We start from the raw sequence: 23,431 nt of genomic DNA on the forward strand, positions 1-23,431 counted from the left end.
AAATAAAAAAATGATCTAAATTCTGCATTTTAATAATTTTGACGTTAAATATTTGGAATAAATAGTATTTATAAGAATTATCGGCAAATCCTTGATATTTTAATATTCTTAACGTCAACACTTCTTCTCGCGTTCTGCATTACAATCTAGCTTTTGCAAAACACCATACTTTGACGTGTCAAATCTCGTAGAACTTCGCGATGTTCATTTTGCCTATGGAGAGCGGACTATTTTGTCCGGACTCCGTATGGATTTTCCACGCGGTAAAGTGATTGCTGTGATGGGCGGTTCCGGCTCCGGCAAGACCACCATTTTGCGCCTGATAGGCGGGCAGATCCGCGCCGGTAGCGGCAGTGTGCAAGTCAATGGGCTAGAGGTGGCGCAACTCGATCAAGCTGGTTTGCAGCAGATGCGCCGCAAGATGGGCATGCTGTTTCAGCACGGTGCGCTGTTTACCGATTTGAGTGTATTCGAGAATGTCGCTTTTCCATTGCGCGAGCATACCGACCTCACGCCGAGTTTGATCCGCGACTTGGTGATGCTGAAGTTACAGGCGGTCGGATTGCGCAATGCAGCACAGTTGATGCCGGCCGAAATTTCCGGCGGTATGGCGCGCCGCGTGGCGTTGGCGCGCGCTATCGCGCTCGACCCGCAGTTAATCATGTATGACGAGCCGTTCGCCGGACTCGACCCGATTTCTATGGGCGTGACGGCGAATTTGATTCGCAGTCTCAATGATGCGCTGGGTTCGACCTCAATTTTGGTATCGCATGATGTGCATGAGTCGTTTGCCATCGCCGACCACGTATATTTCCTGTCACAGGGGAAAATCGTGGCCGAGGGCAGTCCGCAGCAGATGTTGGCCTCGGACGATCCGTATGTGCGGCAGTTTGTGCATGCCCAAGCCGATGGACCGGTACCGTTCCATTATCCGGGGCTGGCGCTGGCCGACGATCTCGGTTTGAAAGGACAGCCATGATCATAGAACGCATAGGACGCCGGGTGCGTGAGCTGGCCTCCGATCTTGGCTATGCCAGCCGGAGTTTCGTCACCATCGCCGCGGCAGCACGCGGCTTGTGGCGGCGCCCACGTCTGGTGACCGATCAGATTCACTTCATCGGTAATTATTCTTTGGTGATCATCGCCATTTCCGGGCTGTTCGTCGGCTTCGTGCTCAGCTATCAGGGTTATTACACCTTGAATCGTTACGGTTCGGAAGAGGCGCTCGGTTTGTTGGTCGCTTTGTCGCTCACGCGTGAGCTCGGTCCGGTGGTGACGGCGCTGCTGTTTGCCGGTCGGGCCGGTACCTCGCTGACGGCGGAAATCGGTTTGATGAAGGCCGGCGAGCAGTTGGCGGCCATGGAAATGATGGCAGTTGACCCGATCGCCCGCGTCTTGGCCCCACGTTTCATCGCCGGCATTATCGCCATGCCGATCTTGACGGCCATCTTTAATGCTATGGGCATCATCGGCGGTTATGTGGTTGGCGTGAAGCTGATCGGGGTTGATAATGGCGCGTTCTGGTCGCAAATGCAGGCCGGTGTGGAAGTGTGGCAAGATATCGGCAATGGCGTGATCAAGAGTGTGGTGTTCGGTTTTGCCGTCACATTTGTGGCGCTGTTTCAGGGATATGAAGCGCAGCCTACGCCGGAAGGCGTGGCACGTGCTACCACTCGCACCGTCGTGATTTCGTCTTTGCTGGTGCTGGGGCTCGATTTCTTGCTGACAGCTTGGATGTTTCAGTAAGCCTGGGAGCCTTTGCCGCCGACTCCGTTCTGCCGCTCAGGATTCCAGATGAACACGCAGCGTAGTGACGCGGCAGGTATCAAATAATCATTGCGCTCCCAAGTGGGGGCACAGAGGAAAAACATGCAAAAAAAATCATTGGATTTCTGGGTCGGTTTGTTTGTGATTCTGGGAGCGGCAGCCTTGCTATTCTTGGCATTGCAAGCTGGCAATATGAGCTCCCTATCCTTGCAAAAGACCTATACTGTCGTCAGCCGTTTCGACAATATTGGCGGCCTCAAGCCGCGCGCGGCAGTGAAAAGTGCCGGTGTGGTGGTTGGGCGGGTGTCGGCAATCACGTTTGATGACAAAAGCTTTCAAGCCAGCGTGACGATGCAATTGGAAACGCGTTACCAGTTTCCGAAAGATACCTCGGCAAAAATTCTGACCGCCGGCTTATTGGGCGAGCAATACATCGGTCTGGAAGCAGGTGGCGATACCCAAAATCTGGTCGCAGGTGACAAAATTAAAATGACGCAATCGGCCGTAGTACTGGAAAATCTGATCAGTCAGTTCTTATTTAGCAAAGCAACCGACAGTAGTTCGGATGGGAAAAAATGAAAACAATAACAACACTTTTTACTGGCAGCCGCAGCTTCGTCGCGGTCTTAGCCTTGCTCTCGATGAGCGCTTGTAGCACCGTTTCGGTTGAGAAAATCAAGACCAAGGCTGACAAGGCGCTCGATACCATCGGTACCAAGACCAATATCGGCCAGAATCCGCGCGATCCGTTGGAAGGCTTCAATCGCGCTATGTTTGATTTCAATGATGCGATCGATCAAGCCGTGCTCAAGCCAGTCGCGCAAGTCTACGCAAATGTCACGCCGTCGTTCGTGCAAACCGGCGTCGGCAATTTTTTCGGCAATATCGGTGATATCTACACGGCGCTCAATAATTTATTGCAGGGTAAAGTAGGTGACGGCAGTTCCGATATCATGCGGGTGGCGCTCAATTCTACCTTCGGGTTGGCGGGCTTGCTTGACATCGGTTCGCCGGCTGGTTTGAGTAAGCACAAAGAAGATTTTGGCCAGACACTTGGGGTGTGGGGCGTGCGCTCGGGACCGTATCTGGTCTTGCCGGTGCTCGGACCGACGACGGTGCGTGATGCCGTCGCCACACCGCTTGATTATTATGGCGATGCTTGGTCGTATTATAAGCCTGTGTATATTCGCAATACGGGCAGTTTGGTGCGCTTGGTCGACAAGCGGGCATCCGTTCTTGATGCCGGCTCTTTAATCGAAGAGGCGGCACTCGACCGGTATGTATTTATCCGCGATGCGTATTTGCAGCGCCGAGCCAGTCAAATTAATCCTAACCAAGATTGATCTTGTTTAGCGATTGTCATAACAAACGTAACACAGTGATGCCGCCGTCGCGGCTGTCAACTGGCGGTGTGGTACCGCTTGAAAGGATTTAATATGAAAACACTCATCAGTAAAATTTTTCTCTTCGCCTTTGCCAGTTTGGCATTCATGGGTAGCAGTCTGGCTGCTGAGGAAGCGCCGGATCAGTTGGTCAAGCGTTTGAGCCAAGAAATTCTCGACGTCGCTAAAAGCGATAAAGATATCCAAGCCGGTAATCAGAAACGTGTGTATGACATGGTGGAAGCGAAAATTCTGCCTTACATCGATTTCCAACGCATGACTTCGCTGGCGGCTGGTAAAAACTGGCGCGATGCCACGCCGGAACAGCAAAAACAGTTGAGCAACGAGTTCCGTACTCTGCTGGTCTACACTTATTCTGGCGCGATCTCACAAATCCGCGATCAACGGGTAGAATTCAAGCCTATGCGTGCGGCACCGGAAGACACCGAAGTGGAAGTGCGTTCGCAAGTGATACAGAGCCGCGGCGAGCCGATACAGCTCAATTATCGCTTGGCTAAAACTGCCGGCGCGTGGAAAATTTATGACATCAATGTGCTCGGTGCTTGGTTGGTGGAAACCTACAAGGGTACGTTTACCGAGCAAATCAGTAAAACCGGTATTGATGGTTTGATCAAAACTTTGGCAGAAAAAAATAAAAAGCTGGCAGCAACACCGAATAAAGCCGCCGCCAAATAATCAAAAAAAGGTGATGTTGTGTACAAACTGAGCGGTCAGCTGGCCCAAGAGAATGCTCGTCAGGCAGTCGATGCCGGTATCGCCGCGCTGACTGCCGGCGCGTCCGATTTTGATTTGTCTGGCCTCGAGCGCGTTGATTCTGCCGCGGTCGCGGTCATGATTGCTTGGCAGCGCTATGCCTTGCAAGAGAAAAAGTTATTGAAATTTCATGCAGCCCCACCCGCATTGCAAAGCTTGATTGCTCTGTACGGTTTGAGCGGGCAATTCCAGATGGTGGCTGCAGAACGACATTGACGCTCGTCAATGTGGCGGCGCGGGAAAGTTTCCGCGCCACCGATTCGGTTCCCGGACCGAAAATCCCCTATAATCAAAGGTTTCGTCATTATTGACGAAACGTTCTTCCTCCTCACCCCTATAGAGCACGTAAGTGCGAGCATGCGAGCACACCATATGGCCGCGATACAAATAAATAATATACAAAAACGTTACCAATCGCTGCAAGCCTTGGATGGCGTGTCATTGACGATAGAAGAAGGCGAATTTTTCGGCTTGCTTGGTCCGAATGGGGCCGGCAAGACCACGCTGATTTCTATCCTGGCCGGTCTGAATCGTGCCGATGCCGGCAATATTACGGTGCAGGGGCATGACGTCGTCACCGACTATCGCCAAGCCCGCAGCAAGCTTGGTGTGGTGCCGCAGGAATTGGTATTCGATCCGTTTTTCACGGTACGCGAAACACTGCGCATGCAATCCGGGTATTTCGGCATCAAGAACAATGACAGCTGGATCGATGAGATCATGCACAATCTGGACTTGACCAATAAGGCCGATACCAATATGCGCGCGCTCTCGGGCGGCATGAAGCGGCGCGTCTTGGTGGCGCAGGCACTGGTTCACAAACCGCCGGTGATTGTGCTCGATGAGCCAACCGCCGGGGTCGATGTCGAATTGCGCCAAAGTTTGTGGCAATTCATTGCCCGCCTCAATCGCGAAGGGCATACCGTGGTGTTGACCACGCATTACCTCGAAGAGGCACAGGCACTGTGTAATCGTATCGCCATGCTCAAGGGTGGTAAAGTGGTCGCGCTCGATACCACGGCAGCCTTGATTAACCGTATCTCCGGTTCGCAATTGCGCGTGACGCTGGCTTCCGGCGGCAACATCGCCTTGCCGCCGACTTTACGCGAGCAAATCGTGACGCATGAAACGCCGGCCGAGCAGCGCCAGTTTGTGTTGCGCGTGACTGACTACAATCAAGTCGAAGGTATGTTGGCGGCATTCCGTCAAGCCGGTTGTCAGATTGAAGATTTACAATTACTCCAGGCAGATCTTGAAGATGTCTTTCTGCAAATTATGGAAGGCGCACAATGATGAACATGACTGGTTTCAATACCCTGTTGTATAAAGAGGTCTTGCGGTTTTGGAAAGTGGCGACGCAAACCATCACTGCCCCGATCATGACGGCCTTGTTGTATCTGCTCATTTTCGGTCATGTGCTCGATGCGCATGTGCAAGTCTACCCGGGTGTGCGGTACACCGCTTTTTTGGTGCCGGGCTTGGTGATGATGAGTATTTTGCAAAATGCCTTTGCCAATACCTCGTCCTCACTGATTCAATCGAAGATCACCGGTAACCTGGTGTTCGTGCTCTTGCCGCCGTTGTCACACTGGGAATTGTTCGGTGCCTATGTACTGGCGGCCACCATGCGTGGTTTGGCGGTTGGCGGCGGGGTGTTCATCGTTACGGTATGGTTTACCAATCTGCATTTCGTCGCACCTGGCTGGATCGCCTTGTTCGCTTTACTTGGCGCTGCCATGCTGGGCACGATGGGTTTGATCGCCGGCATCTGGGCCGAAAAGTTCGATCAACTCGCGGCATTTCAGAATTTTTTAATCATGCCGGCGACGTTTTTATCGGGCGTGTTTTATTCGATACATTCGCTGCCGCCATTTTGGCTGACCTTGTCCCGCTTCAACCCATTTTTTTATATGATAGATGGGTTTCGCTACGGCTTTTTCGGTCAGTCCGACGTTGATCCCGTCAATAGCCTGATTGTGGTCGGCTGTTTTTTCCTGATCCTGACGACGATTGCGGTGCAGATGCTCAAGCGCGGTTATAAATTACGTCACTAATTTCAAGTTTTAGAAAGATACGCTGTGTTTCCTACTCCTGAACAAATTCATGCTTACATCGCGGCCGGCTTAGATTGCACGCATCTCGAAGTCGAGGGCGACGGTCAGCATTTCAAGGCCCTCATCGTGTCGTCTGCTTTCGCTGGCAAACGCCTGATTGCCCGGCATCAGATCGTCTATGCCGTGCTGGGTGAGCGCATGCGCGCCGAGATTCATGCCTTGTCGATGAAAACCCTGACTCCTGAAGAGCATGCTGCATAATGGATAAATTACTGATTACAGGCGGCTCGCGCCTCAATGGCGAGATCAGCATTTCCGGGGCCAAGAATGCCGCCTTGCCGATACTCTGCGCCGGCTTGCTGACGGCCGATGAGCTGGTGTTGCACAATGTGCCATCGCTGCAAGATGTCAGCACGATGCTGAAATTATTGCGTCAGATGGGTTTGAAGGCGACGCAAGAAAACGGTGTGATGGTGCTCAATGGTAGCGCGGTCGATCGTTTTGAAGCCCCGTATGACTTGGTCAAAACCATGCGCGCCTCGATTCTGGTGCTCGGTCCTTTGTTGGCGCGCTTCGGCGAAGCCAAGGTGTCGCTGCCGGGCGGCTGCGCCATCGGTTCGCGTCCGGTGGATCAGCATATCAAGGGTTTGCAAGCCATGGGTGCCGAGATCAGCATCGAAGCCGGCTATATTCATGCGCGCGCCAAGCGTCTCAAAGGCACGCGTGTGGTGACCGATATGATCACCGTTACCGGTACTGAAAATTTACTGATGGCCGCCACACTGGCCGATGGCGTGACGATACTGGAAAATGCCGCGCGCGAGCCGGAAGTGACTGATCTGGCCAATCTGCTGGTGGCCATGGGCGCGAAAATCAGCGGCATCGGCACGGATCGTTTGGTGATTGAAGGGGTGGAGCGCTTGCATGGTGCCAGCCACACCGTGATCGCCGATCGCATCGAAAGCGCGACTTTCCTGTGTGCGGTGGCCGCTACCGGTGGCGACATCATTTTGCGCAACACACGCAGCGACATCCTCGATGTCGCTCTCGACAAGTTGCGCGAAGCCGGGGTGATTCTGACCAGCGGTCCGGATTGGATTCGTGCGCAAATGAGCAGCCGGCCGAAAGCGATCGGTTTTCGCACCACTGAATACCCAGGTTTTCCTACCGATATGCAAGCCCAGTTCATGGCCATGAATTGCATCGCCGTGGGCAGCAGTTGTATCACTGAAACGATCTTTGAAAATCGTTACATGCATGTACCGGAAATGCATCGCCTCGGTGCCAAAATTGAAATCGAAGGTCATACCGCCATGGTTACCGGTGTCGATAAATTGATCGGCGCGCCGGTGATGGCGACTGATTTGCGCGCTTCGGCGTCGCTGGTGATTGCCGCTATGGCGGCCGAAGGCGAAACCGTGATCGACCGGATTTATCATCTCGATCGCGGTTACGATCGTATGGAAGTTAAATTGTCCGCCGTCGGCGCACAAATACAGCGGGTGAAAGCATGAGTGCACAATTAACTTTGGCTTTGTCCAAAGGACGTATTTTTGAAGAAACCCTGCCCTTGTTGGAAGCCGCCGGTATTCGCGTGTTGGAAGATCCGGAAAAATCGCGCAAGCTGATTTTGGCGACCAATGACCCGGCGCTGCGCGTGATCATCGTGCGCGCCTCCGATGTGCCAACGTATGTGCAATACGGTGCGGCCGATTTCGGCGTGGCCGGCAAAGATGTTTTGCACGAACATGGCGGCGAAGGTTTGTATCAGCCTATCGATCTGCAGATCGCCAAATGCCGCATGTCGGTAGCGGTGTCGGCCGGTTTTGACTATGCCACGGCGGTCCGTCAGGGGGCGCGCTTGCGCGTGGCGACCAAGTATACCGAAACGGCGCGTGAGCATTTCGCCAGCAAAGGCGTGCACGTCGACTTAATCAAATTGTATGGTTCGATGGAATTGGCGCCGCTGGTCGGCCTGGCCGATGCCATCGTCGATTTGGTCAGCAGCGGCAGCACGCTGCGCGCGAATAATCTGGTCGAAGTCGAACACATCATGGAAATTTCTTCGCGCCTGGTGGTTAACCAGGCTGCCTTGAAAATGAAACGCGAGCGTTTGCAGCCGATTTTGGCTGCCTTCGAAAGCGCTTCACTGGCGGCGGCACAAGCCGGTAACTGAACTTGGTCCGGCCAGGCCGGACAGTATTTTCGAGAGAGAAGCATGGGAAACATGATCAAGCGACTGGACACGAGCGATGTCGATTTTGCCCGGCAACTGACGCAGCTGCTGGCCTTTGAAGCGACCGAAGATGCCGCCATTGAGCAAGCGGTGGCGCAGATACTGGCCAGCGTCAAGGCCGATGGCGACCACGCCGTATTGGCTGCGACGCAGCGCTACGACCGTTTGCAAGCCAGCAGCGTGGCCGCACTCGAAGTACCGCAGGCAGAATTGCAGGCGGCCTTGCAGGGATTGCCGGCCGCGCGCCGCATTGCGCTCGAAGCAGCCGCTGCGCGCGTGCGTGCCTATCATGAAATTCAAAAGACTGAATGCGGCTCGGCCGGCTTCAGTTATACCGAAGCCGATGGCACCGTGCTGGGGCAAAAAGTCACGCCACTCGATCGGGTTGGTATTTACGTCCCCGGTGGCAAGGCTGCTTATCCGTCTTCGGTGTTGATGAATGCGATTCCGGCCAAGGTTGCGGGCGTGTCTGAAATCATCATGGTGGTGCCGACGCCCGATGGCGTGAAAAATCAATTGGTGCTGGCTGCTGCTGCAATTGCCGGCGTCGACCGGGTGTTTACCATCGGTGGTGCGCAAGCGGTTGCTGCGCTGGCCTATGGCACCGCTACCATTCCGGCCGTGGATAAAATCGTTGGTCCAGGCAATGCCTATGTGGCTGCCGCCAAGCGTCGCGTGTTCGGTATCGTCGGCATCGATATGATCGCCGGCCCATCGGAAATTTTGGTGCTGTGCGATGGCAGCACCGATCCTGATTGGGTGGCGATGGATTTGTTTTCGCAAGCCGAACATGACGAACTGGCACAATCGATACTGCTGTGTCCCGATGCTGCTTATCTCGATGCCGTCGAAGCGAGTATCGCCAAGCTGTTGCCAAGCATGCCGCGGCAAGCGGTGATCGCGGTATCGCTGGCCAACCGCGGTGCCTTGATCAAGGTGCGCGATATGCAGCAAGCCTGCGAAATCGCCAACCGCATCGCCGCCGAACATCTGGAAATTTCTGCCCTGCAGCCGCAACAATGGGCCGATCAAATTCGCCATGCCGGTGCCTTGTTTTTGGGACGTTATTCCTCCGAAGCACTGGGGGATTATTGTGCCGGCCCTAACCATGTGTTGCCGACCTCCGGCACGGCGCGCTTCTCTTCACCCTTGGGTGTGTATGATTTTCAGAAGCGCTCGTCTATCATCCATGTCAGCCAACAAGGTGCGCAAAGCTTGGGAAAAATCGCCGTCGAATTAGCCTATGGCGAGGGCTTGCCGGCGCATGCGCGCAGCGCCGAATTGCGTTTGCTTTGATGATGAGAATAGGGCGATGAGCGCGCCGTGGCGCAATCAGATTTTTTGCGAAGATGCCTTGCAAGGTCTGGCGCGCTTGCCTGACGCCAGCGTCGATTTACTGTTGGCTGACCCGCCTTATGGCCTGGGTAAAGATTACGGCAATGATTCCGATAAAATGGAAGCGGCCGAGTATTTGTTGTGGATGACGGCCTGGGTCGATTTGGCCCTGCCTAAATTAAAACCCAACGGCAGCCTGTATGTGTTCTTGAGCTGGCGGTATTCGCCCGAAGTGTTTGTCATGCTCAAGCAAAGGCTGACGATGATGAATGAAATCATTTGGGATAGACGGGTACCGTCGATGGGTGGCAGCGTGCGCAAGTATTCCTCGGTGCACGACAGTATAGGTTTCTTCGTGAAAGCGAAAGATTATTATTTTGATCTCGATGCGATCCGAATTCCCTATGATGCCGTGACTAAAAAAGCGCGCAGCCGGAAAATTTTTGAAGGTGCCAAATGGCTGGAACTGGGATTTAATCCTAAAGATATCTGGAGTGTGTCGCGCTTACATCGCGAGCACGCCGAACGTGAAGCGCACCCGACCCAAAAACCTTTGGAAATCATCGAGCGTATGATCAAAGCTTCCTGCCCACCCGGCGGCGTTGTGCTTGATCCCTTCATGGGCAGCGGTACCACCGCTGTCGCTGCCAAACGTTGTGGGCGTGATTTTGTCGGCTTTGAACTCAATGTCGAGTATTGCGCCATGATACAGAGCCGGCTGGCCTTGCAGGTTTGCCCGAGGTCGATAGCCGCACCGGTGGTGTTGGCCGATTGATCCTGAGCTCGGCCGTTTTTTATACCGTACTGCATGGAGTAAACAGTGAGTATCAAACAGATCATCCGTCCTGAAATCGCCGCTTTGTCGGCCTACCATGTGCCATCTTCCGATGGTTACGTCAAACTCGATGCGATGGAAAATCCATTTCCCTTGCCAGCGGCGCTGCAGGCTGAATTAGCCCAGCATTTGGCGGCACTGCCGCTCAACCGTTATCCGGTGCCCTCGTATGTCGGTCTGAAAGCCTTGATCGCTGAGCAACTGGCGGTACCGGCTGGGCGTGAAATCGTGCTCGGGAATGGTTCCGACGAATTGATCGCCATCTTGTCGCAAGCGTGTGCCCGGCCCGGTGCCAAGGTGCTCGCGCCCGTGCCTGGCTTTGTGATGTATGCGATGTCGGCGCGTTTCGCCGGGCTGGAGTTTGTCGGCGTGCCCTTGAACGCCGATTTCACGCTCGATGCCGCCGCCATGTTGGCTGCCATCGCCGTACATCGTCCGGTCATCACCTATTTGGCGTATCCGAATAACCCGACCGGTACGCTGTTCGATGCCGCCGACATCGTCGCCATTCTCCAAGCCGTCGGCAGCAGTGGCATAGTCGTCGTCGATGAAGCCTACGGGCCGTTCGCCGGAGTCAGTTTCATGGACCGTTTGGCGCAATTCCCGAATCTGGTCGTCATGCGTACCGTTTCCAAACTGGGCTTGGCCGGGATACGACTCGGCTATATGGCTGGCGACAATGAGTTGATGAAAGAATTTGACAAGGTGCGGCCACCGTATAACATTAACGTTCTGACCGAGGCGAGCGCCGTATTCATGTTGCGCCATGTTGAAGTACTCAATGCGCAAGCGGCCGAATTGTGCCGACAGCGTGAAGCGCTGACCGCGACATTACGCGCCCTGCCGGGTGTGGAAGTGTTCCCCTCTGCGGCAAATTTTTTGCTGATTCGTGTTGCGAATGCTGAACAAGTCTTTGCCAAATTGTTGAAACACAAAATTTTAGTCAAAAATGTAGGTAAAATGCATGCTCTGCTAGAAAACTGTCTGCGTATTACGGTCAGTAATCAGGAAGAAAATGCCCTTTTTTCAGCTGCTTTTGCAGCGTCTCTGCCATAAAAATGAACATGCCAACTCAACGCATTGCGGCCGTAACCCGCAACACCAACGAAACCCAGATCCGGGTGGCGATCAATCTTGACGGCACGGGTGTGCAAAAGCTCAATACCGGTGTGCCGTTTCTCGATCACATGCTTGACCAAATTGCCCGTCATGGTCTGATTGATCTTGATATCGAAGCCGTCGGCGACTTGCATATCGATGCCCACCATACGGTGGAAGACGTCGGGATCACACTGGGACAAGCCGTGGCGCAGGCGATGGGTGACAAAAAGGGCATTCGTCGTTATGGTCATGCCTATGTGCCGCTCGATGAAGCACTGTCGCGCGTGGTGATCGATTTTTCCGGTCGCCCTGGCTTGGAGTACCATATCCCGTTTACCCGTTCGATGATCGGTGGCTTTGATGTCGATTTAACGCGTGAATTTTTTCAGGGCTTCGTCAACCATGCCTTAGTCAGTGTGCATATTGATAATCTGCGCGGCGAAAATGCGCATCATCAATGTGAAACGGTGTTCAAGGCTTTCGGTCGTGCCTTGCGTATGGCGGCGGAACACGATGTGCGTGCCGCCGGCACGATTCCATCGACCAAGGGCAGTCTTTAATTGTTGAACCGAGTGTGAAGTCAAGGCGGCGCTGCGGGCGCTGCGAGTGAAACCTTTATGAATAAAATTGTCGTAGTCGATTATGGTATGGGCAATCTGCGTTCGGTCGCCCAAGCGTTGCGCGCGGTGGCACCGGAAGCGCAGGTGCTGATCTCGGGTTTGGTGGCCGATATAGACAGTGCCGACCGCCTGGTCTTGCCGGGGCAGGGCGCGATGCCCGACTGCATGAGCAGTCTGCGTGACTCGGGTTTGCAGCAAGCCGTCATGACGGCGGCGCGCAACAAGCCGATGTTCGGCGTGTGTGTCGGTGAACAAATGTTGTTTGATGTCAGTGAAGAAGGTGATACCCCTGGGCTTGGTCTGTTGCCCGGTAAAGTCACGCGTTTTGCGCTCGAAGGTCGCTTGCAAGACGATGGCTCGCGCTTCAAAGTACCGCAAATGGGTTGGAACCGGGTAGGGCAAGCCCGTGCTCATGCATTGTGGAATAATATTACTGACGAAGAATATTTTTATTTTGTACACAGTTATTATGCCCAGCCGGAAATCAGCGACCATACCGTTGGTCTGACCGATTACGGCCAGCCATTTGCCGCCGCCGTGGCACGCGATAATATCTTCGCCACGCAGTTTCATCCGGAAAAAAGTGCTGCGGCCGGCTTGCAACTGTATAAGAATTTTGTAAACTGGAAGCCTTGAAGCGGTAGTTCTGCGCCTCGGGCGGTGTTATTTTTTATGTAGTACTTTAAAATTTTTTAATCATGTTGCTCATTCCTGCTATCGACCTCAAAGATGGTCACTGCGTACGCCTTAAACAAGGTGATATGGACCAAGCCACCGTATTTTCCGATGACCCGGCCGAAATGGCACGGCATTGGTTGCGCCAGGGCGCGCGGCGCTTGCATTTAGTTGATCTCAACGGCGCTTTCGCCGGCAAACCGAAGAACGAAGCGGCAGTCAAAGCGATCCTCGCGGCGGTGCGCGACTATGCCGAAGAAACCGGCAGCGAAGCGATTCCAGTCCAGCTCGGCGGTGGTATTCGTGATCTTGACACCATCGAACGTTATCTCGACGACGGTTTGTCTTATATCATCATCGGTACTGCGGCGGTCAAAAACCCCGGTTTCTTGGCGGATGCCTGCAGCGCCTTTCCGGGCCAAATCATTGTCGGTATCGATGCCAAAGATGGCAAGGTTGCCACCGATGGTTGGAGTAAGTTATCGGGTCATGAAGTGATTGACCTGGCGAAGAAATTCGAAGGCTACGGCGTCGAAGCGATCATTTACACCGATATCGGCCGTGACGGCATGATGGGTGGCGTGAATATCGAGGCCACCGTCAAGTTGGCGCAAGCGGTCAGCATTCCGGTCATCGCCTCGGGCGGTGTGCACGATTTGGCCGACGTCGAAGCCCTGTGCGCGGTGCAAAGTGAAGGCATTAGCGGCGTCATTTGCGGTCGTTCGATTTACGAAGGCACGCTCGACCTTGGTAGCGCGCAGCTGCGTGCCGATATCCTCAGTGGCGACGACAGCGCCGAAGTAGAGTTCGAATGACACTGGCCAAACGTATTATTCCCTGCCTCGACGTGACCGCTGGTCGGGTCGTCAAAGGGATCAATTTTCAAGAATTGCGCGATGCCGGTGATCCGGTTGAAATCGCCCGCCGTTATGATGCCCAAGGGGCCGACGAGATTACTTTTCTCGATATCACCGCTTCTTCCGACGGACGCGATCTGATCTTGCCTATCATCGAAGCGGTAGCCGATCAGGTCTTCATTCCGCTCACAGTGGGCGGTGGCGTGCGCACGGTCGCTGATGTGCGCCGTCTGCTCAATGCCGGTGCTGATAAGGTCGGCATCAATACCTCGGCCGTCACCAATCCGCAGTTGGTTGCCGATGCCGCGCATAAGTATGGTTCGCAATGCATCGTCGTGGCGATCGATGCCAAACGCGTGGCCCCAGGAAAATGGGAAGTCTACACGCACGGCGGTCGCCATGCGACTGGCTTGGACGCGGTGGAATGGGCGCAGAATATGGCGCGTCTCGGGGCCGGAGAAATTCTGCTCACGAGTATGGATAAAGATGGTACCCGTTCCGGTTTCGATCTCGGCCTCACACGCGCGGTTTCGGATGCGGTGATGATCCCGGTAATCGCTTCTGGTGGTGTCGGCAATTTGCAGGATTTGGCCGACGGCATCAAACTTGGCGGTGCCGATGCCGTGCTGGCAGCGAGTATTTTTCATTATGGCCACCATACAGTGGGTGAAGCAAAGCGCTTCATGGCGGCGCAACAGATTCCTATGAGGTTGGTATGAGCGCGGCAAAGTGGTTGAATAAAGTAAAGTGGGATGACCAAGGTTTGGTGCCGGTGATCGCGCAAGAAGCCAGCAGCAACGATGTGTTGATGTTTGCCTGGATGAATCGCGAGGCCTTGTCGCGCACGGTGGAACTCGGCCAAGCCGTGTACTGGAGCCGTTCGCGCAAAAAAATCTGGCACAAGGGTGAAGAGTCTGGTCATGTGCAGATCGTGAAAGAAATCCGTCTCGATTGCGACGAAGATGTGGTGTTGCTGAAAATTGAGCAAACCGATAGCATTGCTTGTCACACTGGCCGGCACTCGTGTTTCTTCCAACAGTTTGTCGGCGGTTTGAATGACGGCGATTGGGAGGCCGTTGATCCAGTGCTGAAAGATCCGGAAAGTATTTACAAATGACGACATCGACAGACTCTACCCTGCAAGGTTTGGCAAAAATTATCGAAAGCCGTAAACTGGCCAATGGCGGCGACCCTGATAAATCGTATGTGGCGCGCCTGTTTTCCAAGGGCGACGATGCGATACTCAAAAAAATCGGCGAAGAAGCGACCGAGACCGTGATGGCGGCCAAAGATGCGCGCGTTTCGGGTGACGCTACGAAACTGCTCTATGAATGCGCCGACTTGTGGTTTCATTCACTGGTCTTGCTGGCGCAATTTGATTTGCATCCGCAGCAGGTACTCGATGAATTGGCGCGGCGTGAAGGCTTGTCCGGTCTGGCTGAAAAAGCCGCGCGCGGCCCAGACTGACATCAACTTTATTTCTGATTAGCCCGTATTGACAGGATGAGCATGGAAAATTGTATTTTTTGTAAAATCGCTGCGAAGCATATTCCTGCCAGCATCGTGCACGAGGATGCTGATTTGCTGGCTTTCAAGGATATCAACCCGGCCGCCCCGGTGCATTTGCTGATCATCCCGAAGCAGCATATCGACACTTTATCGGCCGCGACCGTCGAACACAGCGCGCTGCTCGGAAAGATGCTGGCCTTGGTGCCGCAACTGGCCGCCGCTCACGGCTGCGCCCCACAGCTACTGGCAGATGGCACGCGCAGCGGTGGCTACAAGACCTTAATCAACACCGGACCCGATGGCGGGCAAGAGGTGTATCATCTGCATATGCACGTGATCGGCGGGGCTTTGCCTTGGCGCGGTCAACGTTAACCGTATTTTCAGAGAGCAGTGCTCTCATCAGGAGTCATCATGGGTTCATTCAGTGGTTTGCATTGGTTGGTCGTATTGGTCATCGTTATTCTGGTGTTCGGAACTAAAAAACTCGGCAATATCGGTGCCGATCTTGGCAAAGCGGTCAAGGGTTTTAAAGATGGTATCAAAGGCGAGGAAGATAAGTCCGCTGTGCCGGCTGCACCGGCTGCTGCCGTCGCTGAGAAAGCGACGATCGATGTCGATGCCAAAGAAAAAAACGGTCATTGATGGCACGCGTGCTCAGATTATCGGCGCAGGCGCTCAATGATTGATCTCGGCATCAGCAAGCTGGCCTTGATCGGCGTGGTCGCGCTGATCGTCATCGGCCCGGAAAAATTGCCGCGCGTGGCGCGCATGGCCGGTACCTTACTAGGCCGGGCACAGCGTTACATCAATGATGTCAAAGCCGAAGTCAGCAAAGAAATCGAACTCGATGAGCTGCGCAAGATGCACAAAGATGTGCAGGATGCGGCGCAGGAAGTCGAACAGTCGGTGCAAACGACTTGGCACGATGCCGCGACGGCGCTGCAAGAGCCGGCTGCGGCCAGCACTGAGCGGCCAGCCGTGTCGAGCACGTTTGCGCAGGCGCAGATGGCTGACAAGGCCAAAGATTTCCGTCGCAAAAAGCTGGCGAAAACCAGTGCGCTGCCGGCTTGGTACAAGCAGCGCCATGGTCAGCGCAGTCACATCGTCTCAGGTTCGGCGCGCATGGCGCGGCATCGCGTGCAGTCGCGCGGGCCGGCCAGTTTCTTTTGATTTCCCTTTTTTGGTGGTAGCGGCATGAGCGACAAGACGGAATCCAGCGCGGAATCCAGCGGTGAGGAAAGCTTCATCTCGCATTTGGTTGAATTACGCGATCGTTTAGTCAAAGCCAGTTATGGCTTGGTCATTGCAACGGTAGCGCTGCTGGCTTGGCCCGGGCCGGCCCGTATCTATGATTTTCTGGCGCAGCCTATGGTTGATTCGCTGCCGGCCGGTGCACAAATGATCGCCACCGGTGTGATCTCGCCATTCATGGTGCCGATGAAAGTGACCATGCTATTGGCTTTCATGCTGGCGCTGCCGTGGGTACTGTACCAAGTGTGGGCCTTCGTGGCACCGGGCTTATACACGCATGAAAAACGCTTGGTTGCGCCGCTGGTGATATCGTCCTCAGCGCTGTTTCTCACCGGTGTGGCATTTTGCTATTTTTTCGTGTTTGGCCGCGTGTTCAAATTCATCAATGCGTTTTCCCCGACCTCGATCCATGTTTCGCCTGATATAGAAAACTATCTCGATTTCATCATGTCGATGTGCCTGGCTTTCGGCGTGACTTTCGAAGTGCCGGTGGTGGTGGTGGTACTGGTACGGATGGGTTTTGTCTCGGTCGAAAAGCTCAAGGCGATACGTTCATATGTGATCGTCGGTGCCTTTGTGATTGCCGCCATCGTCACGCCGCCTGATTTGGTCAGCCAGTTTTCGTTGGCACTGCCGATGTGCCTGCTCTATGAGTTGGGCTTGTTACTGGCACCGTGGTTTACCAAAGCCACGCGCGCACCGACCATCGGCGACGACTGAGGCAGTGCCTCAGTGCCGGCGGTCTGTCAGGCCGCGCGCAGCCACTTCACTAATGGCAGGGCGCTGTGGAAGGCTTGCAGCAGCGTTTGCTGCACGGCCGCGCTGCTCTGCCCTTGGTAAGGGCACTCGGTCCAGACCATGAAATTTTTCAGCTTCAGATACTCGATATGCTTGGCATCGGCGGCAAAGCCTTTGGGTGGGCGCTTGAGCTTGCCTTCTTGCTGTAACTCGCCGAAGACTTGGCGCAGCTTTTTATCTTTCAACAGTTTTTCGAAGCCGCTCTGGTCGGCGAGGATATGCTCGCGGATCGCCTTGAGGCGGTCGGCCGGCGGCATGTATTCGCCGCAGGCAAAGAACAGGCGGCCATGGGCGTCGAGTTGGAAATAATAGGCTGGACCACCACCCTCGCTCGGTTTTTTACGCCCGAACGGCAGGATGGACGAAGAGAAGGTGGTTTTGTAAGGCGATTTGTCGTGGCCGAAGCGGACATCGCGGTTGATGCGAAACATTGCTTTTTTCGGTTCGCAACCGATGATGACCGGGTCGAATTGTTGAATCTCGTGGATCAGTTCGCCTACCATTTCCAAAAATTCGGCACGCAGAATATCGTAGCGCGGTTTGTTCATGACAAACCAGGCACGCTGGTTATTGTCGGCCAATTCAGACAGAAAAGCTTGTAAGTCAATCAGATGCATGGGGTGTCATTCTTCGCGGTGAGTAGGCGGACGTTTGTCGATCAAGACTTCCAGCGTCGCCTGTTGCTGATTCCGTAGTACCGTGAATTTTGCCTTCTTGCCCGGTACCAGCTGGGCCACCAAATTGAGCATGTTGGTGGTGCTGGTCACCGGCTTGCCGTCGATGTTGAGCAGAATGTCGCCTGGCTTTATGCCGGATTTGTCGGCCGGCCCGCCGCGTATCACACCGGCGATGATGGCACCGGACTGTTGCTTAATGCCGAAGCTTTCCGCCAATTCCGGCGTGATGTCTTGTGGCTCGACCCCGATCCAGCCGCGTACCACCTGACCGTGCGCAATGATCGATTCCATTACTTGCTTGACGGTTGACACCGGAGTCGCAAAGCCGATGCCGACCGAGCCGCCGCTTTGTGAATAAATCGCGGTATTGATGCCGAGCAGATTGCCGTTGACATCGACTAAAGCGCCACCGGAATTGCCGGGGTTAATCGCGGCATCGGTTTGTATAAAGTTTTGAAATGCATTTTCGGTCAGATTGTTGCGACCCAAGGCAGAAATAATTCCCATCGTGACGGTTTGACCGACTCCGAAAGGGTTGCCGATGGCCAGCACGACATCGCCGACCTGTATGTCATCGGGATGGCCGAGCGTGACGGCTGGTAATTTCGGCAAATCGATCTTAATCACGGCCAGATCAGTTTCCGGATCGGTACCGATGACGCGTGCCGCGGCGGTGCGGCCGTCGGCTAAGGCGACATCGATTTCATCGGCCGATTCAATCACATGGTTATTGGTCAGAATGTAACCTTGGGGACTGACGATGACACCGGAGCCGAGACTGGATTGGCGCTCGGTAGCGCGATTCTTTTGTTCGCCGAAAAAACGTTGTAGAAATGGGTCGTTGAGCAAAGGGTTGCGGCTGCGTTGGACTTCTTTGGACGTGAAGATATTGACCACGGCCGGCATCGCCGTTTGTGCCGCCAAGCGGTACGAGCTTTGCGCCCCCACGCTGTTGGCCGGGGCTTCGCGCCAACTGGCGCTGTGTGAGAGCGACACATCGTGGGCGCTGCCGTAACGATTACTTAGCCATTCGGGTTTGAGGGTGAGTACAATAAACCAAAGCGCCAGACCAACTGTTACAGTCTGTGCAAACAAGAACCAAAGACGTCGCATAAGGTGAATGATGAGTAGAAATGTTATCGATAGGGAAGCACTTGCAAAATTTCTAAGCACAGAATTACAAGTGACGCGTGTACGTGATTATTGCCCAAATGGCTTGCAGGTGGAAGGGCGCAGCGAAATTCGGCGCATTGTCAGTGGCGTCACCGCCAGCATGGCCTTGCTCGAAGCGGCGCTGCGCTTGCAAGCCGATGCAATCATGGTACACCATGGTTATTTTTGGCGTGGTGAAGATATGCGGGTGATTGGGCAGAAGCAGCGGCGCTTGAAGTTTTTGCTCAGTAATGACATCTCGCTGTACGCCTATCATTTACCACTCGATATGCATGCCAGCCTCGGTAATAATGCGCGTCTTGGTCAAGTCTTGGGTTTGCTGCCAGAGCGACGCTTCGCTGAAGATGACTTGGGTTGGTTGGGCGTGCCGGGGCCAGCTTTGCCGGCGCGCTTAACAGTGGGGCAATTGGCCGAGCACGTCGGCCGGCAGCTCGGCCGTACGCCCTTGCTGATCGGTGATCCCGCTCAATTGGTCAGTCAGGTGGCGTGGTGTACTGGTGCGGCGCAGAATTTGTTCGATGCCGCCATTACTGCCGGTGCCAGCGTGTATTTGAGCGGTGAAATTTCGGAGCCAACCGTACATTTGGCGCGCGAAAGCGGGGTGGCGTATTTAGCTTGTGGACATCATGCTACCGAACGCTATGGAATCGAAGCACTCGGTCAACTGGTGGCCGAGCGCTTTGGAATAGAGCATGAATTTGTCGATATCGACAATCCAGTCTGAAACCGGCTTATTTGTTCAGTGCGTCGCGAATTTCGCGGAGTAAGACGATGTCTTCGGCGATCACTACTGGTGCCGGAACCGGTGCCGGTTGGTTGCTGCGCAACTTGTTGACCAAGCGAACCATTTGGAAAATCACGAAGGCCAGAATGATGAAGTTGACACTGATGGTGATGAAATTACCATATGCCAACACGCCGCCGGCTTTTTTCGCTTCCAGCAATGTCAGATGCGGGTCTTGACCATTGAGTGCCAAATAGTAATTGGAAAAATCGAGCCCGCCAAACAGACGGCCGATCACCGGCATGACGATGTCGCCGACCAGCGAGTCGACGATCTTGCCAAAGGCCCCACCGATGATGACACCGACGGCGAGGTCGACCACGTTGCCTTTGGTCGCAAAGGTTTTGAATTCTTGCATCATGCTCATAGTAAGTCGCTTTCGAAAAGGGTATGCCGTAAAAGAGCCGCTATTGTAAATTGAGAATGACTGGCAATTTGTCAATTATCTTGTCATTTAGGCTCAGGTTTGTGGGTATTAAGCACAATAATAGAGACAGTTCTATGAACTACGTCAAATAGTGACGTATTTCCAAAAATAAAGACCCATTGTTGCTATATCGGGTAGGTTTTGCTTTAAAAGCCTACCCGGCTACTTTATAATTTAATGTTGCTAGAAGTAGTATTGGGTAAAGCTTGGTCGAATTTTGATTTTTGACAGATTGGGGTTGGTATGAGTATTGAGAAGCAGGTCGATTCCGGCCGTCGCGGTTTGCTCGTCGCCACTTGCGCAGCGGGTGGTGTAGCAGGATTGGCAACGGCAGGGGCGCTCGTCAGCACTTTTCAGCCATCTGAGCGTGCCAAAGCAGCAGGGGCACCGGTAGAAGTGGATATTGCAGCCCTCAATCCGGGTGAGATGACGACGGTGGAATGGCGCGGTAAGCCGGTATGGATAATTAAGCGTACGCCGGAAATGATGGCCAGCTTGGCCAAGACCGAAGACAAAGTAGCTGATCCGACTTCGAAAAAACCGTACACCATGGATTTGCCTGAATACTGCGATAAGCAGACCCGTTCGCGCAAAGAACATCCGGAATTGCTCATCACGGTAGGTATTTGTTCGCATCTCGGTTGCTCGCCCAGTGCTAAATTTCAACCCGGCGCACAGGCCTCGCTGCCGGATGATTGGCAAGGCGGCTTTTTGTGCCCCTGCCATGGTTCGACCTTCGATCTGGCAGGCCGCGTCTATAAAAACAAGCCGGCACCGCAAAATCTCGATGTGCCGCGTCACATGTTTATGTCGGATACCAAAATTGTCATCGGTAAAGATGAGAAAGGCGAGGCGTAATCATGGCATTCGTTGAAAAGAAACTTCCGGCCGATGCCCCCGTAGTGGCCAAGGCGCTCAATTGGGTCGACTCGCGCTTCCCGCTGACCAAGCTGTGGAATGACCAATGGGGTCAGTACTACGCACCTAAAAATTTCAACTTCTGGTATATCTTCGGTTCGCTGGCGATGCTGGTGTTGGTGATTCAGATCGTGACCGGTATTTTCCTGGTCATGCATTACAAACCGGATGCGACGCTGGCCTTTGCCTCGGTCGAATACATCATGCGCGATGTGCCTTGGGGTTGGTTAGTGCGCTACATGCACTCGACCGGCGCTTCCGCCTTTTTCATCGTCGTGTACCTGCATATGGCGCGCGCCTTCATGTACGGCTCGTATCGCAAGCCGCGTGAATTGATTTGGCTGTTCGGTTTCGCGATCTTCCTGTGTTTGATGGCCGAAGCGTTTTTCGGTTATTTGCTGCCATGGGGTCAGATGTCATACTGGGGCGCTCAGGTAATCGTCAACTTGTTCGGTGCCATTCCTTTCATCGGCCCTGATTTGTCCTTGTGGATACGCGGTGATTACGTCGTTTCGGACGCCACCTTGAACCGCTTCTTTTCCTTCCATGTCATCGCCATTCCTTTGGTGTTGCTCGGTTTGGTGATGGCGCATTTGATCGCGTTGCATGAAGTCGGTTCGAATAATCCGGATGGCATCGAGATCAAAGATACCTTGGGCCCGGACGGACATCCGCTCGACGGCGTACCTTCGCATCCGTATTACACTTTCCACGACATTTTCGGGGTGACGATATTCCTGACCTTGTTCAGTGCGGCGGTGTTCTTTGCGCCGGAAATGGGCGGGTATTTCCTCGAATACAATAACTTCATCCCGGCCGATTCACTCAAAACGCCGCTGCATATTGCGCCGACTTGGTATTTCACGCCGTTTTACTCGATCTTGCGGGCCACGACTTCGGAATTTTTATTCGTGTTGCAAGCCGGGATCGCTGCGTATGTCGCCTTGATCTACCTGACCACCAAGCTGCCGCAACTGCTGAAAATCGTCATCGCGGTAGCTGGCTTACTGGTTATCGTTGGCATGATACCGGGCGGTTTGGATGCTAAATTCTGGGGTGTGGTCTTGTTCGGTGGTTCGGTGGTGATCTTGGCCTTCCTGCCTTGGCTCGATCTGTCTCCGGTGAGATCGATACGCTACCGCCCTGATTGGCACAAGCCGGTCTACCTGGTATTTGCCATCGTGTTTGTTACCCTCGGTTACCTCGGTGTTGAGCCGCCGTCGCCGACGCGCGAACGGATTTCGCAAGTCTGTGCCGTTATCTACTTCGGCTTTTTCTTGCTCATGCCATGGTGGAGCGCGATGGGAACATTTAAGCCGGTGCCGAAACGTGTTACGTTCACGGCGCATTGAGCCAACCAAGCGAGGAAGAATAAGCATGAAATTACTTAAAAAACTGATCGCTGTCATCGCCTTGTTACCAGCACTGGTGCTGGCTAATGAAGCCGGTTTCCCGCTCGAGCACGCGCCCGATCGTTCGGCCGACATGGCAGCCTTACAGAATGGTGCCAAGTTGTTTGTCAATTACTGTTTGAATTGCCATTCTGCTTCGGCGATGCGCTACAATCGGCTCAAAGACATTGGCCTGACCGATGACCAGATCAAACACAATTTATTGTTTACCGGTGAAAAAGTCGGCGATTTGATGAAAACTACGATGGCAGCGAAAGATGCCAAAGCGTGGTTCGGTGCGGTGCCACCCGATTTATCGGTGATCGCGCGCGCGCGCGCATCGGCGGCTGGTTCCGGGGCCGATTGGTTGTATACTTATCTGCGTAGTTACTACAAAGATGAGTCGCGCCCGACCGGTTGGAATAATATGGTATTCCCGAATGTCGGCATGCCGCATGTATTATGGCAATTGCAAGGGGTTCGCAACGCCAAGTTCGTCGAGGAAAAAGATCCGCATGACGAAAGCAAATCCGTGCATAAGTTTGCTGGTTTTGATACAGTGTCGGCCGGTAGCATGACAGCGGTAGAATATGATAATACAGTGGGCGATTTGGTCGGCTATCTGCAGTGGATGGGGGAACCGGCCCAGGCTACGCGTAAACGTCTCGGCGTGATCGTGGTCTTGTTCATGGCTTTGCTGGCGACATTCGCTTGGCGCCTGAATGCCTCCTACTGGAAGGAAGTGAAGTAATTAAGTAACAGCAATGTTTTCATCTGGTCGGTCGTACTGATCGACACGGTGAAATTTTCTAAGAACGTCCGTTTTTCTCCGTCGTCAACGGACGTGTAATCCCCGGGGTGAGGTGC

General features: G+C 54.0%; 31 protein-coding genes. 28 read left to right on the forward strand and 3 right to left on the reverse strand.

The window, feature by feature from the left end:
• Positions 1-175 precede the first annotated feature (175 nt).
• From RHM61_RS07940 to tatC, 24 genes are all read left to right on the forward strand, one after another.
• A complete protein-coding gene (locus tag RHM61_RS07940) occupies positions 176-979 on the forward strand; it encodes an ABC transporter ATP-binding protein (protein ID WP_322250589.1) in 804 nt (267 codons plus the stop codon).
• The gene (mlaE, locus tag RHM61_RS07945) at positions 976-1,746 is read left to right on the forward strand and encodes a lipid asymmetry maintenance ABC transporter permease subunit MlaE (protein WP_322250590.1); all 771 of its coding nucleotides are present in this window, start codon (positions 976-978) and stop codon (positions 1,744-1,746) included. The genes RHM61_RS07940 and mlaE overlap by 4 nt, the downstream gene beginning before the upstream one ends.
• Before the next feature lie 123 nt (positions 1,747-1,869).
• Positions 1,870-2,346, forward strand: a complete 477-nt coding sequence (gene mlaD / locus RHM61_RS07950; protein ID WP_322250591.1) for an outer membrane lipid asymmetry maintenance protein MlaD — start codon at positions 1,870-1,872, stop codon at positions 2,344-2,346.
• The gene (locus tag RHM61_RS07955; RefSeq protein ID WP_416200221.1) at positions 2,343-3,110 is read left to right on the forward strand and encodes a VacJ family lipoprotein; all 768 of its coding nucleotides are present in this window, start codon (positions 2,343-2,345) and stop codon (positions 3,108-3,110) included. Before mlaD ends, RHM61_RS07955 begins: the two co-directional genes overlap by 4 nt.
• A 93-nt stretch (positions 3,111-3,203) precedes the next feature.
• On the forward strand, positions 3,204-3,845 hold the full coding sequence (locus tag RHM61_RS07960; protein WP_322250592.1) for an ABC transporter substrate-binding protein: 642 nt from the start codon (positions 3,204-3,206) through the stop codon (positions 3,843-3,845).
• An 18-nt stretch (positions 3,846-3,863) separates the two neighbouring features.
• Entirely contained in the window at positions 3,864-4,139 is a 276-nt protein-coding gene (locus RHM61_RS07965) for an STAS domain-containing protein (RefSeq protein WP_322250593.1), read from the forward strand.
• A 156-nt stretch (positions 4,140-4,295) separates the two neighbouring features.
• Positions 4,296-5,216, forward strand: coding sequence for an ABC transporter ATP-binding protein (locus tag RHM61_RS07970; protein WP_322251066.1), 921 nt, complete (start codon positions 4,296-4,298; stop codon positions 5,214-5,216).
• 5 nt (positions 5,217-5,221) lie between these two features.
• Positions 5,222-5,977, forward strand: a complete 756-nt coding sequence (locus RHM61_RS07975) for an ABC transporter permease (RefSeq protein WP_322251067.1) — start codon at positions 5,222-5,224, stop codon at positions 5,975-5,977.
• 24 nt (positions 5,978-6,001) lie between these two features.
• The gene (locus RHM61_RS07980) at positions 6,002-6,238 is read left to right on the forward strand and encodes a BolA family protein (protein ID WP_322250594.1); all 237 of its coding nucleotides are present in this window, start codon (positions 6,002-6,004) and stop codon (positions 6,236-6,238) included.
• Positions 6,238-7,491, forward strand: coding sequence for a UDP-N-acetylglucosamine 1-carboxyvinyltransferase (gene murA / locus RHM61_RS07985; protein ID WP_322250595.1), 1,254 nt, complete (start codon positions 6,238-6,240; stop codon positions 7,489-7,491). Before RHM61_RS07980 ends, murA begins: the two co-directional genes overlap by 1 nt.
• Complete coding sequence (gene hisG, locus RHM61_RS07990) at positions 7,488-8,153, forward strand: ATP phosphoribosyltransferase (RefSeq protein ID WP_322250596.1); 666 nt, start codon at positions 7,488-7,490, stop codon at positions 8,151-8,153. The genes murA and hisG overlap by 4 nt, the downstream gene beginning before the upstream one ends.
• A gap of 42 nt (positions 8,154-8,195) precedes the next feature.
• Complete coding sequence (gene hisD, locus RHM61_RS07995; RefSeq protein ID WP_322250597.1) at positions 8,196-9,509, forward strand: histidinol dehydrogenase; 1,314 nt, start codon at positions 8,196-8,198, stop codon at positions 9,507-9,509.
• 16 nt (positions 9,510-9,525) lie between these two features.
• Positions 9,526-10,323 (forward strand): site-specific DNA-methyltransferase, encoded by a 798-nt coding sequence (locus RHM61_RS08000; protein WP_322250598.1) that lies wholly within the window; start codon positions 9,526-9,528, stop codon positions 10,321-10,323.
• A gap of 45 nt (positions 10,324-10,368) precedes the next feature.
• Complete coding sequence (hisC, locus tag RHM61_RS08005) at positions 10,369-11,439, forward strand: histidinol-phosphate transaminase (RefSeq protein WP_322250599.1); 1,071 nt, start codon at positions 10,369-10,371, stop codon at positions 11,437-11,439.
• Positions 11,440-11,447: 8 nt separating this feature from the next.
• A complete protein-coding gene (gene hisB / locus RHM61_RS08010; protein WP_322250600.1) occupies positions 11,448-12,044 on the forward strand; it encodes an imidazoleglycerol-phosphate dehydratase HisB in 597 nt (198 codons plus the stop codon).
• A gap of 57 nt (positions 12,045-12,101) precedes the next feature.
• On the forward strand, positions 12,102-12,740 hold the full coding sequence (gene hisH, locus RHM61_RS08015) for an imidazole glycerol phosphate synthase subunit HisH (RefSeq protein WP_322250601.1): 639 nt from the start codon (positions 12,102-12,104) through the stop codon (positions 12,738-12,740).
• A 62-nt stretch (positions 12,741-12,802) separates the two neighbouring features.
• Positions 12,803-13,594, forward strand: a complete 792-nt coding sequence (hisA, locus tag RHM61_RS08020) for a 1-(5-phosphoribosyl)-5-[(5-phosphoribosylamino)methylideneamino]imidazole-4-carboxamide isomerase (RefSeq protein WP_322250602.1) — start codon at positions 12,803-12,805, stop codon at positions 13,592-13,594.
• Positions 13,591-14,355 (forward strand): imidazole glycerol phosphate synthase subunit HisF, encoded by a 765-nt coding sequence (gene hisF, locus RHM61_RS08025; protein WP_322250603.1) that lies wholly within the window; start codon positions 13,591-13,593, stop codon positions 14,353-14,355. Before hisA ends, hisF begins: the two co-directional genes overlap by 4 nt.
• Positions 14,352-14,753 carry a phosphoribosyl-AMP cyclohydrolase gene (hisI, locus tag RHM61_RS08030; protein ID WP_322250604.1) on the forward strand — a complete coding sequence of 134 codons (402 nt, stop codon included), beginning with the start codon at positions 14,352-14,354 and terminating at the stop codon, positions 14,751-14,753. The genes hisF and hisI overlap by 4 nt, the downstream gene beginning before the upstream one ends.
• Positions 14,750-15,103 (forward strand): phosphoribosyl-ATP diphosphatase, encoded by a 354-nt coding sequence (locus RHM61_RS08035; RefSeq protein ID WP_322250606.1) that lies wholly within the window; start codon positions 14,750-14,752, stop codon positions 15,101-15,103. The genes hisI and RHM61_RS08035 overlap by 4 nt, the downstream gene beginning before the upstream one ends.
• Positions 15,104-15,145: 42 nt before the next feature.
• Positions 15,146-15,517 carry a histidine triad nucleotide-binding protein gene (locus RHM61_RS08040; RefSeq protein ID WP_322250607.1) on the forward strand — a complete coding sequence of 124 codons (372 nt, stop codon included), beginning with the start codon at positions 15,146-15,148 and terminating at the stop codon, positions 15,515-15,517.
• A 39-nt stretch (positions 15,518-15,556) separates the two neighbouring features.
• The gene (gene tatA / locus RHM61_RS08045) at positions 15,557-15,787 is read left to right on the forward strand and encodes a Sec-independent protein translocase subunit TatA (protein ID WP_322250608.1); all 231 of its coding nucleotides are present in this window, start codon (positions 15,557-15,559) and stop codon (positions 15,785-15,787) included.
• A gap of 36 nt (positions 15,788-15,823) precedes the next feature.
• The gene (gene tatB / locus RHM61_RS08050; protein ID WP_322250609.1) at positions 15,824-16,315 is read left to right on the forward strand and encodes a Sec-independent protein translocase protein TatB; all 492 of its coding nucleotides are present in this window, start codon (positions 15,824-15,826) and stop codon (positions 16,313-16,315) included.
• A 24-nt stretch (positions 16,316-16,339) separates the two neighbouring features.
• Positions 16,340-17,116 carry a twin-arginine translocase subunit TatC gene (gene tatC / locus RHM61_RS08055; RefSeq protein WP_322250610.1) on the forward strand — a complete coding sequence of 259 codons (777 nt, stop codon included), beginning with the start codon at positions 16,340-16,342 and terminating at the stop codon, positions 17,114-17,116.
• Positions 17,117-17,142: 26 nt separating this feature from the next.
• Here the strand turns inward: tatC and RHM61_RS08060 are convergent, their stop codons facing one another.
• Positions 17,143-17,811 carry a DUF2461 domain-containing protein gene (locus RHM61_RS08060; RefSeq protein ID WP_322250611.1) on the reverse strand — a complete coding sequence of 223 codons (669 nt, stop codon included), beginning with the start codon at positions 17,809-17,811 and terminating at the stop codon, positions 17,143-17,145.
• Between the two features lie 6 nt (positions 17,812-17,817).
• The gene (locus RHM61_RS08065; RefSeq protein ID WP_322250612.1) at positions 17,818-18,984 is read right to left on the reverse strand and encodes a S1C family serine protease; all 1,167 of its coding nucleotides are present in this window, start codon (positions 18,982-18,984) and stop codon (positions 17,818-17,820) included.
• 25 nt (positions 18,985-19,009) lie between these two features.
• Here RHM61_RS08065 and RHM61_RS08070 point away from each other — a divergent pair, with 25 nt between their 5' ends.
• Positions 19,010-19,768 carry a Nif3-like dinuclear metal center hexameric protein gene (locus RHM61_RS08070; protein ID WP_322251068.1) on the forward strand — a complete coding sequence of 253 codons (759 nt, stop codon included), beginning with the start codon at positions 19,010-19,012 and terminating at the stop codon, positions 19,766-19,768.
• A gap of 7 nt (positions 19,769-19,775) precedes the next feature.
• On the opposite strand, the gene mscL is transcribed toward RHM61_RS08070, so the two are convergent.
• Positions 19,776-20,195 (reverse strand): large conductance mechanosensitive channel protein MscL, encoded by a 420-nt coding sequence (mscL, locus tag RHM61_RS08075; RefSeq protein ID WP_322250613.1) that lies wholly within the window; start codon positions 20,193-20,195, stop codon positions 19,776-19,778.
• A gap of 303 nt (positions 20,196-20,498) precedes the next feature.
• On the opposite strand from mscL, the gene petA reads away from it, so the two are divergent.
• Genes petA through RHM61_RS08090 form a run of 3 tightly spaced genes read left to right on the forward strand, consistent with a single transcriptional unit; the run spans position 20,499 to position 23,315 of the window.
• Complete coding sequence (gene petA / locus RHM61_RS08080; RefSeq protein ID WP_322250614.1) at positions 20,499-21,113, forward strand: ubiquinol-cytochrome c reductase iron-sulfur subunit; 615 nt, start codon at positions 20,499-20,501, stop codon at positions 21,111-21,113.
• Positions 21,113-22,525, forward strand: a complete 1,413-nt coding sequence (locus tag RHM61_RS08085) for a cytochrome b (RefSeq protein ID WP_322251069.1) — start codon at positions 21,113-21,115, stop codon at positions 22,523-22,525. The genes petA and RHM61_RS08085 overlap by 1 nt, the downstream gene beginning before the upstream one ends.
• A gap of 25 nt (positions 22,526-22,550) precedes the next feature.
• The gene (locus RHM61_RS08090) at positions 22,551-23,315 is read left to right on the forward strand and encodes a cytochrome c1 (protein ID WP_322250615.1); all 765 of its coding nucleotides are present in this window, start codon (positions 22,551-22,553) and stop codon (positions 23,313-23,315) included.
• Positions 23,316-23,431 lie beyond the last annotated feature (116 nt).

Source organism: Undibacterium sp. CCC3.4, assembly GCF_034347425.1.
Taxonomy (GTDB): Bacteria; Pseudomonadota; Gammaproteobacteria; order Burkholderiales; family Burkholderiaceae_D; genus Undibacterium.

What these genes read in the sequence shown, in the direction of transcription:
- hisI (WP_322250604.1), top strand. Translation starts at nt 14,352, where the DNA reads ATGAGCGCGGCAAAGTGGTTGAATAAAGTAAAGTGGGATGACCAAGGT.
- RHM61_RS07960 (WP_322250592.1), top strand. Translation starts at nt 3,204, where the DNA reads ATGAAAACACTCATCAGTAAAATTTTTCTCTTCGCCTTTGCCAGTTTG.
- hisA (WP_322250602.1), top strand. Translation starts at nt 12,803, where the DNA reads ATGTTGCTCATTCCTGCTATCGACCTCAAAGATGGTCACTGCGTACGC.
- RHM61_RS08040 (WP_322250607.1), top strand. Translation starts at nt 15,146, where the DNA reads ATGGAAAATTGTATTTTTTGTAAAATCGCTGCGAAGCATATTCCTGCC.
- murA (WP_322250595.1), top strand. Translation starts at nt 6,238, where the DNA reads ATGGATAAATTACTGATTACAGGCGGCTCGCGCCTCAATGGCGAGATC.
- petA (WP_322250614.1), top strand. Translation starts at nt 20,499, where the DNA reads ATGAGTATTGAGAAGCAGGTCGATTCCGGCCGTCGCGGTTTGCTCGTC.
- RHM61_RS08090 (WP_322250615.1), top strand. Translation starts at nt 22,551, where the DNA reads ATGAAATTACTTAAAAAACTGATCGCTGTCATCGCCTTGTTACCAGCA.
- hisF (WP_322250603.1), top strand. Translation starts at nt 13,591, where the DNA reads ATGACACTGGCCAAACGTATTATTCCCTGCCTCGACGTGACCGCTGGT.
- mlaD (WP_322250591.1), top strand. Translation starts at nt 1,870, where the DNA reads ATGCAAAAAAAATCATTGGATTTCTGGGTCGGTTTGTTTGTGATTCTG.
- RHM61_RS07955 (WP_416200221.1), top strand. Translation starts at nt 2,343, where the DNA reads ATGAAAACAATAACAACACTTTTTACTGGCAGCCGCAGCTTCGTCGCG.
- hisG (WP_322250596.1), top strand. Translation starts at nt 7,488, where the DNA reads ATGAGTGCACAATTAACTTTGGCTTTGTCCAAAGGACGTATTTTTGAA.
- mscL (WP_322250613.1), bottom strand. Translation starts at nt 20,195, where the DNA reads ATGAGCATGATGCAAGAATTCAAAACCTTTGCGACCAAAGGCAACGTG.
- RHM61_RS08000 (WP_322250598.1), top strand. Translation starts at nt 9,526, where the DNA reads ATGAGCGCGCCGTGGCGCAATCAGATTTTTTGCGAAGATGCCTTGCAA.
- tatA (WP_322250608.1), top strand. Translation starts at nt 15,557, where the DNA reads ATGGGTTCATTCAGTGGTTTGCATTGGTTGGTCGTATTGGTCATCGTT.
- RHM61_RS08060 (WP_322250611.1), bottom strand. Translation starts at nt 17,811, where the DNA reads ATGCATCTGATTGACTTACAAGCTTTTCTGTCTGAATTGGCCGACAAT.
- hisH (WP_322250601.1), top strand. Translation starts at nt 12,102, where the DNA reads ATGAATAAAATTGTCGTAGTCGATTATGGTATGGGCAATCTGCGTTCG.
- RHM61_RS07970 (WP_322251066.1), top strand. Translation starts at nt 4,296, where the DNA reads ATGGCCGCGATACAAATAAATAATATACAAAAACGTTACCAATCGCTG.
- tatC (WP_322250610.1), top strand. Translation starts at nt 16,340, where the DNA reads ATGAGCGACAAGACGGAATCCAGCGCGGAATCCAGCGGTGAGGAAAGC.
- RHM61_RS07975 (WP_322251067.1), top strand. Translation starts at nt 5,222, where the DNA reads ATGACTGGTTTCAATACCCTGTTGTATAAAGAGGTCTTGCGGTTTTGG.
- hisD (WP_322250597.1), top strand. Translation starts at nt 8,196, where the DNA reads ATGGGAAACATGATCAAGCGACTGGACACGAGCGATGTCGATTTTGCC.
- tatB (WP_322250609.1), top strand. Translation starts at nt 15,824, where the DNA reads ATGATTGATCTCGGCATCAGCAAGCTGGCCTTGATCGGCGTGGTCGCG.
- hisB (WP_322250600.1), top strand. Translation starts at nt 11,448, where the DNA reads ATGCCAACTCAACGCATTGCGGCCGTAACCCGCAACACCAACGAAACC.
- RHM61_RS08065 (WP_322250612.1), bottom strand. Translation starts at nt 18,984, where the DNA reads ATGCGACGTCTTTGGTTCTTGTTTGCACAGACTGTAACAGTTGGTCTG.
- mlaE (WP_322250590.1), top strand. Translation starts at nt 976, where the DNA reads ATGATCATAGAACGCATAGGACGCCGGGTGCGTGAGCTGGCCTCCGAT.
- RHM61_RS08035 (WP_322250606.1), top strand. Translation starts at nt 14,750, where the DNA reads ATGACGACATCGACAGACTCTACCCTGCAAGGTTTGGCAAAAATTATC.